The sequence below is a fragment of the Pseudomonas sp. ASL4 genome (genome assembly GCF_056680395.1).
Map to the genome: position 1 here is coordinate 5,194,941 of NZ_CM155280.1, position 11,692 is coordinate 5,206,632.

The 11,692-nt window shown below is 60.4% G+C and carries 9 protein-coding genes; all 9 read left to right on the plus strand.

Annotated elements, in window-relative coordinates; translation table 11 throughout:
* Positions 1-69: 69 nt before the first annotated feature.
* The 9 genes from AC1MEW_RS23415 to AC1MEW_RS23455 all read left to right on the plus strand — a co-directional run bounded on the left by AC1MEW_RS23415 (position 70) and on the right by AC1MEW_RS23455 (position 11,563).
* Positions 70-678 carry a cysteine dioxygenase family protein gene (locus tag AC1MEW_RS23415; RefSeq protein ID WP_480423756.1) on the plus strand — a complete coding sequence of 203 codons (609 nt, stop codon included), beginning with the start codon at positions 70-72 and terminating at the stop codon, positions 676-678.
* A complete protein-coding gene (locus AC1MEW_RS23420; protein ID WP_480423758.1) occupies positions 675-2,258 on the plus strand; it encodes a rhodanese homology domain-containing protein in 1,584 nt (527 codons plus the stop codon). The genes AC1MEW_RS23415 and AC1MEW_RS23420 overlap by 4 nt, the downstream gene beginning before the upstream one ends.
* 314 nt (positions 2,259-2,572) lie before the next feature.
* Entirely contained in the window at positions 2,573-3,535 is a 963-nt protein-coding gene (locus AC1MEW_RS23425) for an ABC transporter substrate-binding protein (RefSeq protein ID WP_480423759.1), read from the plus strand.
* A gap of 15 nt (positions 3,536-3,550) precedes the next feature.
* Positions 3,551-4,897 (plus strand): LLM class flavin-dependent oxidoreductase, encoded by a 1,347-nt coding sequence (locus AC1MEW_RS23430; RefSeq protein WP_201256462.1) that lies wholly within the window; start codon positions 3,551-3,553, stop codon positions 4,895-4,897.
* Positions 4,894-5,577 (plus strand): peroxiredoxin-like family protein, encoded by a 684-nt coding sequence (locus AC1MEW_RS23435; RefSeq protein WP_480423761.1) that lies wholly within the window; start codon positions 4,894-4,896, stop codon positions 5,575-5,577. The genes AC1MEW_RS23430 and AC1MEW_RS23435 overlap by 4 nt, the downstream gene beginning before the upstream one ends.
* A 12-nt stretch (positions 5,578-5,589) precedes the next feature.
* The gene (locus tag AC1MEW_RS23440) at positions 5,590-6,600 is read left to right on the plus strand and encodes an ABC transporter substrate-binding protein (RefSeq protein ID WP_480423762.1); all 1,011 of its coding nucleotides are present in this window, start codon (positions 5,590-5,592) and stop codon (positions 6,598-6,600) included.
* 186 nt (positions 6,601-6,786) lie between these two features.
* Positions 6,787-7,974, plus strand: coding sequence for an acyl-CoA dehydrogenase family protein (locus AC1MEW_RS23445; protein WP_480423764.1), 1,188 nt, complete (start codon positions 6,787-6,789; stop codon positions 7,972-7,974).
* Entirely contained in the window at positions 7,971-8,930 is a 960-nt protein-coding gene (locus AC1MEW_RS23450; protein WP_480423765.1) for a D-isomer specific 2-hydroxyacid dehydrogenase family protein, read from the plus strand. The genes AC1MEW_RS23445 and AC1MEW_RS23450 overlap by 4 nt, the downstream gene beginning before the upstream one ends.
* A 500-nt stretch (positions 8,931-9,430) precedes the next feature.
* Positions 9,431-11,563 carry a TonB-dependent receptor gene (locus AC1MEW_RS23455; RefSeq protein ID WP_201256457.1) on the plus strand — a complete coding sequence of 711 codons (2,133 nt, stop codon included), beginning with the start codon at positions 9,431-9,433 and terminating at the stop codon, positions 11,561-11,563.
* The last annotated feature ends 129 nt before the right edge of the window (positions 11,564-11,692 follow it).

The following is an 11,692-nucleotide window of genomic DNA, read 5'->3' on the forward strand; positions in this document are numbered from 1 at the left end:
TAGCATATTAAGAACGATCATTATGCTTAGATGATCACAACAACTTTCGAAACGAACGATGGAATTGCCATGACCCAGGCCCGACACCCGGAGAGACTCAGAGCATTCATAGGCGCCCTGGCGGAATTGATCGACAGTAATCCGCGCGAAGGCGACCTGCTGCATCGTGGCGGCAAGCTGCTTGGCCAGTTGGTCAGCCATGACGACTGGCTGCCGGAAGACTTCGCCCAACCCGACCCGGAGCGCTATCAGCAATACCTGTTGCATGCTGATTCACGGCAGCGTTTCAGCATCGTCAGTTTTGTCTGGGGGCCTGGGCAACGCACGCCGATCCATGATCATCGGGTCTGGGGCCTGATCGGCATGTTGCGTGGCGCGGAATATTCCCAGGGTTTTGCACGCCAAACTGACGGCACGTTGCTGCCCGTGGATGAGCGGATTCAGTTGCTGCCAGGCCAGGTCGAAGCCGTGTCGCCGAAGATTGGCGACATTCATCAGGTCAGCAACGCCTTTGAAGATCAGGTATCCATCAGCATCCATGTCTACGGCGCCAATATCGGTGCGGTGCGCCGCGCGGTGTATCAGCCTGATGGCAGCGAAAAGCTCTTTATCTCCGGTTATTCCAACGCCTTTCTCCCCAACATCTGGGATCTGTCTAAAGAGAGCCAAGCATTATGAGCCACCCACTGACCCGCTCCTTCGCCGAGATTCGCAAGGCGCTGCTGAACAAACAAGAACTGGCCCTGGTGGATGTGCGCGAAGAAGCGCCTTTCGCCGAGGCGCACCCATTGTTCGCGGCGAATATTCCGTTGTCGAAACTTGAGCTGGAGGTGTATTCGCGGATTCCACGGCTCGATACCTCGGTGACGGTCTACGACAATGGCGAAGGCCTGGCGCAAGTCGCCGCTGAACGCCTGCGAGGGCTCGGCTACGTCAATGTCAGCTTATTGGAAGGTGGTCTCGACGGTTGGCGTCGTGCCGGTGGCGAGCTGTTTATCGACGTCAACGTGCCAAGCAAAGCCTTCGGCGAACTGGTGGAAAGCCAACGCCATACGCCATCCCTGGCGGCGGAAGAGGTGCAAGCGCTGCTCGACAGCGAGGCCGACGTGGTGGTGCTCGACGCCCGGCGTTTCGACGAATACCAGACCATGAGCATTCCCACCGGCATCAGCGTACCGGGGGCGGAACTGGTGTTGCGCGCTCGCGAACTGGCGCCGGACCCGGCAACGCGGATCATCGTCAACTGCGCCGGACGCACCCGCAGCATCATCGGCACGCAGTCGTTGATCAACTCAGGGATTGCCAACCCGGTTTCAGCCCTGCGCAACGGCACCATCGGCTGGACCCTGGCCGGTCAGACGCTGCAACACGGCCAGTCCCGCCGGTTCGCCCCGACCAGCGAGGAACATCGTCACATCGCCGCCCAGGATGCCCGTCGCGTTGCCGACAAAGCCTTGGTCGGTCGCGCAACCCTGGCGGATCTTCAGCGCTGGCAGCAGGAGTCGACCCGTAGCACTTATCTGTTCGACGTCCGCACGCCGGAAGAATTTGAAACTGGCCACCTGCCTACCGCCCGCTCGACACCCGGCGGCCAACTGGTGCAGGAAACCGACCACTTCGCCAGTGTCCGCGGTGCGCGTTTGGTGCTGGTGGATGACGACGGCGTGCGCGCCAACATGTCGGCATCCTGGCTCTCGCAACTGGGTTGGGAGGTGCATGTGCTGGATGACGTACAGCCTGCGCATTTCAGCGAAAAAAGTGCCTGGCAGGCGCCGGTTCCTGCACCGCAGCAGGCCGAAGAAATCAGCGTCGAAACCCTGGTCGAATGGCTTACCCACGGCGACAGCGTGGTGCTGGATTTCACCAGCAGCGCCAACTACGTCAAACGCCATATCCCCGGCGCGTGGTGGGCGCTGCGCGGGCAATTGAGCGAAGCGCTGGCCAAAATACCTGCCGCTCAACGCTACGTACTGACCTGCGGCAGCAGCCAGTTGGCACGGCTGGCCGTCGCCGACGTCGAGGCCTTGACCGACAAACCGGTGTTCCTGCTCAAGGGCGGCACCGCCAGTTGGATCGCGGCGCAATTTCCGCTGGAGGATGGCGAAACCCATCTGGCTTCACCGCGCATCGACCGCTATCGCCGCCCGTACGAAGGCACCGATAGCCCGCGCGAAGCGATGCAAGCCTATCTGGATTGGGAATATGGTTTGGTGGCGCAACTGGCCAGCGACGCCACGCACGGCTTTTTTGTGATCTAAGCAACCGTATAGATGCCAGCTTCACACTAAACCTGTGGCGAGGGAGTTTGCTACCGCTTGAGTGCGCAGCGCTCACAAGCATTTTGGGGCCGCTGCGCAGCCAGCGGGAGCAAGCTCCCTCGCCACAGGTTCTCGCCTGACTAAAGCCCCAATTAAATGCATTTATTTCATATTGATTAATTTTATAATCAGCTTACTTAATAATTAGCATATAACCAGAAAGACTTTCCCATCAGATTTTTATAGATATAACGTCAATCTCAGACCGACCCCTTCTCCAGGCGGAGGCCACACGAACCCGCCTGGAGCTTGTCATGTCACTCAAACCGCTGTTGTTGAGCCTCTTCTGCACCCTGGGTTTCACCGCCGTCAGCTACGCGGCCGACCTGCAACCGCTGTTGGTGGCCAATCAAAAGTCCACGATCAAGGTGCTGCTGGAAGTCTCCGGCGAACTGAAAGATGTGCCCTACGAGATCCAGTTCTCCGAGTTTCCCGCCGCAGCACCATTAGGCGAAGCATTGAACGCTGGCGCGGTGGACATCGGCGCCCTCGGTGATGCGCCTTACGTGTTCGCCCTCGGCGCCGGTGCGCCGCTCAAAGTCGTCAGCATCGTGCACGCCGAGGGTCGTTACACCACAGCCATCCTCGCGCCAAAAGATTCGCCGCTGAACACCGCCAGCGACCTCAAGGGCAAACGGATCGTCACCACCCGCGGTTCCATCGGCCACTTCCTGGCGATCAAAGCCTTGCGCAGCGTCGGTTTGAGCACTGCCGACGTGCAGTTCATCTACCTGCTGCCGAGCGAGTCGCGAATCCTGCTGGATAACGGCAGCGCCGACGCCTGGTCGACCTGGGACCCTTACACCACGATTTCCACCACTCAGAGTCAGGCCAAGGTGTTGGTCAGCGGCGACACCTTGCTGACCAACCATTTGTACTTCGCCGCCACCCGCCAGGCCATCGAAAGCAAACGCCCGCAACTCGACGATTTCGTCGCTCGGGTCGATCGCGCCTACCGCTGGACCAACAGCCACCCTGAGGAATATGCCGCCGCCCAGGCCAAAGTCACCGGCCTGCCACTGGCCGTGCACCTGGCCGTAGCCAAAGGCACACACATGCAACCGGTGACGATTGACGACACGGTGATCAGCGGCCTGCAAACCACCGCAGACATCTATCAGCAGGAAGGCATCCTCACCCAGCACATCGACGTCTCCCAAGGCTTCGACAAGAGTTTCAACGCCCTGCGTGCCCCTATCAGCCAGGCATCGCGCTAATTCAGGAGTAGAACCATGAGCAAACAACGCCAACTGAAATTCGGTGCGATGGTCCATGGCGTCGGCCATGGCTGGGGCGAATGGCGCCACCCGCAGGCCCTGGCCAACGCCAGCGTGAACTTCGACTTTTATAAGCAGCAGACCCAACTGGCCGAAGGGGCGAAGTTCGACTTCGTGTTTATCGCTGACAGCCTGCACATCCACGAGAAGTCGAGCCCGCATTACCTCAACCGCTTCGAGCCACTGACCATCCTTTCGGCACTGGCCGCGACCACCCGCCATATCGGCCTGGTGGCGACCGTCACCGTCAGCTACACCGAACCGTTTCAGGTCGCCCGTCAGTTCGCCTCGCTGGACCACATCAGCGGTGGGCGCGCCGGCTGGAACGTGGTGACTTCCTGGCTCAGCGGCACCGCCGATAATTTCGGCAAGGCCGAGCACCCGCCCCACGCCGTGCGCTACCGCATCGCCAAGGAGCATCTGAATGTGGTCAAGGGTTTGTGGGACTCCTGGGAAGACGATGCCTTCGCTTACAACAAGCAAAGCGGCGAGTTTTTCACCCCCGGCAAATTGCATGCGCTGGAACACAAGGGTGAGTTTTTCTCGGTGAAAGGCCCGCTCAACATCGCCCGCTCGCAGCAAGGTCAGCCGGTGATTTTCCAGGCCGGCACCTCGGAGGCCGGTCGCAATTTCGCTGCTGAAAACTCCGATGCGATTTTCGTCAGCCCCGAAACCTTCGACGAAGCCCGCGCCTACTATCAAGACCTGAAACAACGCGCCAGCGGCTTTGGCCGGGACGCCCGGAAGCTGTCGATCCTGCCGGGCATCCGCCCGATCGTTGGCCGCGATGAAGCGGAAGTTGAAAGCCGCTATCAGCAAGCGGTGGAACTGGTGAGCATCGAGGATGCGATTGTCGCCCTCGGCCGGCCATTCAACGACCATGATTTCAGCCAGTACCCATTGGATGCACCGTTCCCCGAGCTGGGTGATTTGGGGTCCAACAGTCAGAAAGGTGGGTCGGACCGGATCAAACAATTGGCCAAGGACGAAGGCCTGACCCTGCGTCAGGTCGCCCTGCGCTTCTCGCGGCCACGGCGTGATTTCGTCGGCACACCCGAACAAGTCGCCGACGCCCTTCAGACCTGGTTCGAAGCCGGCGCCGCCGATGGTTTCATCATCAATTCACTGTTACCCGATGGCCTGCAATATTTCACTGAACTGGTGGTGCCGGTGCTGCAACAGCGGGGGCTGTTTCGTGACGAGTACAGCGGCAACACCCTGCGCGACAACCTCGGCCTCGACGTTCCCGCCAACCGTCACGCGACCACACAAACTCAGGAAAAAAGCGAGGCGCTGGCATGAGCGAATCCCTGAACAGCTTGCTCGCGGACTTGCACGCGCAACGCCTGGCAACTTGGGAACCAGCAGCCCTGCAAGTCAACATCGATCAGCGTCAACGCCTGGTAAATGAAGCTCGGGTCGAGGACTTCGTCAATGCCGGTGATTCGCTCGAGCCCTTCACATTGTTAAAGGTCGAAGGTGGCAGCCTGAGCCGTGACGAATTGCTCGCCAACGGTCCGGCCGTGCTGATTTTCTTCCGCTTCGCCGGCTGCCCGGCCTGCAACATCGCCCTGCCCTATTATCAGCGTCGGCTCTATCCGCAACTGCACGCGCTCGGGGTTCCGTTGGTAGCGGTCAGTCCGCAAGTGCCGGAGCGTCTGATAGAAATCAAGACCCGGCACAACCTCGAACTTCAGGTTGCCAGCGATCCGGACAATCAACTCGGCCGGCGCCTGGGCATTCTCTACAGCTTCGATGAAGCCTCGCGCAAAGCCTCACTGGCCAAGGGCAATGGCATCGGCGAAACCACCGGCACTGGCACCTGGGAATTGCCGCAGCCGACGTTAGTAGTCATCGCTCGGGACGGCACCGTGGCTTTCGCCGAGGTCAGCCCGGACTGGCTGGTGCGCACCGAAGCCGACCCGGTGTTGCGCGCTGTTGAACAACTGCTCGGGCAAACGCCCTTACAACTCGCTATCTGAAAGAGCCTGACCATGACGAAAAACATCACACAGGGGCAGTTCAATCGTCGCGGCTTTCTGACGGCCAGTTCGATTGCCGTCGGGGCGCTGGGGCTTTCCTCCCTCGGATTGACCTCGCGCGCGTTCGCGCAAAACACTCAACTGTCGGACCTGACCTTGGGGGTCGCCACCTACCGCGGCCAGGAATCGTATTTCACCGACGACGCCGGCACATCCAACCGCCCTTACAAAGTCGACTATGCGGAATTTGCCGGCGGCAACCTGATCGTCGAAGCGCTGGCTTCGGGCAGCCTGGACATCGGCTCCATGAGCGAGATCCCGCCGATTTTCTCGATCCAGAGCCATCGCCAGCCACGACTGATCGCTGTGATTCAGGGCGATGTGAACAATCAGGTGTTCCTGATTCCAAAGGACTCAACCATCGAATCCGTCGAGCAGTTGCGCGGCAAACGGGTCGGTTATGTGCGCTCCACCACCTCGCACTATTTTCTGATCAAGGCCTTGAAGGAACAGGGCCTGACCATGAAGGACATCACTGCGGTGGCACTGACGCCGCAGGACGGTTTCAGTGCCTTCCAGAGCGGCCAACTCGATGCGTGGGTGATTTACGGGGTGTTTATCCAGTTGGCGAAATTCCGCAGCGGCGCCCGGGTCTTGAAAACCGCTGAGGGTTATTTGTCCGGCAACTACTTGATGGCCGCGCGCCCCGCCGCCCTCGAAGACCCGCTGCGCAAACTGGCGATTCAGGACTACTTGCAGCGCACGGCGCGCACGCTGGAGTGGATCAACAACAACCCCGAGCCGTGGGCTGCCAAATCGGCGCAATTGTTGGGTGTCGACAAAGCGGTGTTCCTCGACATGTACAACAGCCGCAGCCAACCGTGGAAAGTGCTCGAAGTGGACGACCAGGCGATTGCCTCGCAGCAGGAGGTTGCGGATTTGTTCTTCGATGCGGGGGTTTTGACTGAGCGGCTGGATGTCAGTCCGTTGTGGGACAAAAACTTCCGACTATTGCCGCTATGAACTGGATCCCTGTGGCGAGGGAGCTTGCTCCCGCTCGGCTGCGAAGCAGTCGTAAATCCAGGCGCCCCGGTATGACGGGAGAATGCAGGGGGCCGCTTCGCGACCCAGCGGGAGCAAGCTCCCTCGCCACAGTTGATTGCGTTGGCACACCTCTTGGCTCTTACCTTCTGATCGAGTGAATTCACCATGAGTCTTTCTTCTCAACACCCGCCCTTGCTGCGTTCAGTCGAAGCGGCCAATTTCGAAGCACTGCTGGAAACCATCGGCGCGCAACTCGGCACCACGGCGCACCGGTATGACGAAAGCGGTGCCTTCCCCCATGACAACTTCAAGCTGCTGCATGAGCACGGTTTGGTCGCACTGACGGTGCCCAAAGCCCTCGGCGGTGGCGGCGCGAGCCTGGTTCAGGCCCGCAAGGCGATCAACGCCATCGCCAAGGGGGAACCGTCGACAGCGCTGATCCTTGTGATGCAGTACCTCCAGCACACACGCCTGCAAGACAGTAAAAACTGGCCTGAAGCGCTACGCCTGCAAGTGGCGCAAGACGCCGTCGAGCAAGGCGCGTTGATCAACGCCCTGCGGGTCGAGCCTGACCTCGGCACCCCGGCCCGTGGCGGTTTGCCGGCGACTGTCGCCCGGCGCACTGCGGCGGGTTGGCGGATCAGCGGCCGAAAAATCTACTCCACCGGCAGTCATGGCCTGACCTGGTTCAGCGTCTGGGCGCGCAGTACCGATGAAGACCCGCTGGTCGGCGCCTGGCTGGTGCACAAGGACACGCCCGGCATCAGCATCATCGAAGATTGGGACCACCTCGGCATGCGCGCGACGTGCAGCCATGAAGTGGTGTTCGACAACGTGCTGGTGCCGCTGGATCACGCGGTCAGCGTCAGCCCCTGGAGCGCGCCGCAACCCGAGCTCGATGGCGATGGCTTTCTGTGGATGTCGGTGTTGCTTTCATCGGTCTACGACGGCGTTGCACAAGCCGCGCGAGACTGGTTTGTAGGCTGGCTGGAACAACGCAAGCCGTCCAACCTCGGCGCAGCGCTGTCGACCCTGCCGCGCTTTCAGGAAACCGTCGGGCACATCGACACGCTGTTGTTCGCCAACCGCAGCCTGCTGGATGCCGCCACCGAGGGACGCACGCCGGCGAGTCATGCTGCGCAGCTGAAATACCTGGTGACCGGCAACGCCATTCGCGCCGTCGAGCTGGCCATTGAAGCGTCCGGTAACCCCGGCCTGTCACGCCACAATCCACTGCAACGGCATTACCGCGATGTACTGTGCAGTCGCGTTCACACACCGCAAAACGATGCCGTGCTGCAAGGCGTCGGCAAAGCTGTTTTCGCCCAGCGCCAGCAAAAGGAACGCCCATGAGCCAGCTTGTGATTGCCAGCCAACTGGATGAAGACTTCAACGAGGTGATCCGCCAACGCCTCGCGCAAACACACTCCGACGCCCAAGTGATTGGCGTGCCGGCCGGCGTGCCCAGCGACCTGCCGACTGAGGTCAGTATTCTGCTGGCGCGGCCGATCAATGTGCGCGGCTATCTGGCGCCAAACACGCCTCCACCAGGTTGGCCTTATGGGTTGAAGTGGATTCAGGTGGTGTCTTCCGGCATCGACTTCTACCCCCAATGGCTGTTCAACGGCCCGCCGGTGAGTACGTCCCGAGGCAGCGCCGCTGAGAATATCGCCGAATTCGCCCTGGCGGCGATCTTCGCCGCCGCCAAGCGCCTGCCGGACATTTGGGTACATGACGCGCAATGGAACTTCACAGCACTGACACCGCTGAAGGGCACTACGCTGGGGATTCTTGGCTTCGGCGCGATTGGCCGCAGCCTGGCGGCCAAGGCCCACGCACTGGGCATCAACGTGCTGGCGTTGCGTCAGAGTCAGACGCCATTCGAGGTGGAAGGTGTCGAGGCCGCGCGGGATATCCATGATCTGTTTGCCCGCGCCGATCACTTGGTGCTGGCGGCGCCACTGACCAGTGCGACACGGCATATCGTCAACAGCGCGGTGCTCGCCAGTGCCAAGCCTGGCCTGCACCTGATCAACATCGCCCGCGGTGGTTTGCTGGACCATGGAGCGTTGCTTGAGGCGCTGGACAGCGGAGCGATCGGACTGGCCTCGCTGGACGTTACCGAACCCGAACCGCTGCCCGACGGGCACCCGCTCTATGTTCATCCGAGGGTTCGCCTGTCGCCGCATACCTCAGCGATTTCCAGCAACAGTCGACACGAAATTGCCGACAGTTTCCTGGCCAATCTTGAGCGGTTCCTTAACGGGTTGGCGCCGGAGAATCTGGCGAACGTACAGCGCGGGTATTAAGACCAGACACAAATACAATTGTGAAAGCTCCCCCGCACCTGTGGCGAGGGAGCTTGCCCCGCTGGGGCGCGAAGCGGCCCCAAAATTTGCTATGACATTCCCTCAGGCACACCGCATTTACCCGCATTGCGACCGCTGCGCAGCCGAGCGGGAGCAAGCTCCCTCGCCACAAATACTCTCTCGCTCACAACATCAGCTTTACGCATCTCTACACAGCCAATAAATACCTATATTTTATAATTAACTTATAACTAATCGGACTTTTACAGCACCGTATTATACAAATATTGTTACAACCATCACCGACCCCTGACCAGGTGGAGGCCCACGGAACTGCACGTTTTTCCGGCCGACACCACTCCACGGTCAACTGCCACACCCAAACCCGAAACCGGCTCAAGCCCCCCGCCGCCATGGCTTTCGAATCATGGCCCCGGCAACGCTTTGCCCAAAAAAAACATAACAACGCCAACGCAACATCTACACACCTGGGGTTCACCATGCACAACACCTTCACAGCAAACCGTCTGACGCTGGCCGTATCGCTGGCCCTGTTCGGCTTGTCGGCCCACGCCGAAGAAAACACCAAGGATGGTGCCCTCCCCGTTGTAACAGTCACCGCCGAACACCACGCAGAGGACTTGCAAAAGACCCCGCTGGCAATCTCTGCGTTCGACGAAAAAGCCCTTGAAGACAAGCAGATCAAAAGCGTCCGCGACCTCTCCGGGCAAGTGCCGAACCTGACGCTCAGCCGTCAGTCGATCTCCTACAGCGCGCAGACCTACGGCATTCGTGGCATCGGCGAGACCGATCCGATCCAGGAATCCGCCGTCGCGGTGTACGCCGATGATTTGTACATCCCGCGGGCGATTTCCTCGATGCTCGACTTCAACGACGTCGAGCGCGTGGAAGTGTTGCGCGGCCCCCAAGGCACGCTCTACGGACGCAACAGCAGCGCCGGCGCGATTCGCGTGATCACCCGCGACCCGACCCAGGAAACCCGTGGTTTCTTCGAGCTCGGTGCCGGCAACTACAACGCCCAGAACGAGCGCTTCCTGATCAGCGGCCCGCTGGTGGACAACGCGTTGTTCGGGAGTTTTTCAGCCATTCACCTGACCCGCGACGGCACTGTCTCCGACCCGACGCGCGACAAGGATGTGAACAACGTTGATATCCAGTCCTACCGCGGCAAGTTGCGCTTCAACCCGATCGATTCACCATGGGATGTGCAACTGACCCTGGCCGGCACCTTTGACCGTGGCGACACCACCAGCTACACACCCTTTGATGCCAACGGCCACTTCGACAAATTCAAGAGCTACAGCAGCCTCGACCCGAAGAACCGTCTCGATCAGGGCAGCTCAATACTGCGTGCGATCTATTCGATCAACGACCACCTGAACTTCAAATCGGTGACCGCCTATTCGGCGTTCAACCAGCCGGTGGACTATGACAACTCGGGGCAGGCAGCCCTGATTCAGCAAAACCTGATCACCTACAAGCAGGACTACGCCACCCAGGAATTCCAGCTCAACGGCGACTACGACAAGTTCAGCTTCAGCACCGGCCTGTACCTGTACCGCGAGAAGTTCGAAGCCGATCGCGACAACCTCACCTATTCGGTTGCGCGCAACCAAGTGATCGGCCAGGGCCAATACAGCACGACCAACACCGAGAGCTACGCGCTGTATGGCCAGGGCAGTTACAAACTCACGCCACAGCTGTCGCTGATCGCCGGGCTGCGCTTTACCCGCGAACACAAGAACTTCGACTACACCAACTACGCGATCAACACCGATCGGCAGATCACCGGGACCAACTTCACTGCCGAGTCGAGCAAGTCGTGGCAGTCCACCAGCCCGAAAATCGGCTTCGAATACGCCTGGACCCCGCATCTGAATCAGTACGCCTACGTCGCCAAAGGCTTCAAGGCTGGCGGCTACGACAACCGTGCGCCGACCCAGGCCGCTGCCGAACAAGCGTTCTCACCGGAAGACGTGACCACCTGGGAAACCGGCTTCAAGGGTGACTTCTTCGACCAACGCCTGCGGGCCAACGTCGCGCTGTTCTACAACGACTACAAGGACCTGCAAACCAACGCCTACGACCCGGCGCTGGGCGTGAGCCTGCGGACCAACGTCGGTCGGGCCCACACCTACGGCGTCGAGCTGGAAACCCTGACCGCACTGACCCGCGACCTGCAACTGACCGCTAACGTCGGCTACCTGCAAAGCAAGTACGACGACTTCGAAAATGCCAGCGGCGCCGGTGTCGATGCCAACGGCAAACAGTTGGTGTTCTCACCACGCTGGAACGCCAGCGTCGGCCTCAACTACACCATCCCGGCCGGGCTGCCCGGCACCTTGCTGGCGGGCACCGATGCGCAGTTCCAGACCAAGTCCTACGCCAACGCGCTGAACGACGACATCCAGGAAATTCCGACACAAACCTTCTGGAACGCCAACACCCGCTACATCTCCAGCGACGGTCACTGGACCACCACGCTGGCGGTGAAAAACCTGCTCGACCGCGCCTACCCGCAATCGGTCGGCTTCGTGCCGTCCAGTGGCGCTCGCTACTACTCGATCAACGACCCGCGAACCCTGTTGTTGTCGCTGCGCTACGACCTCTGAACCCCGAAAACATCGACGCATCTCTCAACGGACGCGAATCCCCCGTAGGAGCTGCCGAACGCGGCCCGAGCCTTCGGCAGCTCCTACAGGTAGTCCGCGTCAGTTTGAGAGGCATGACTTCAAGGAGCT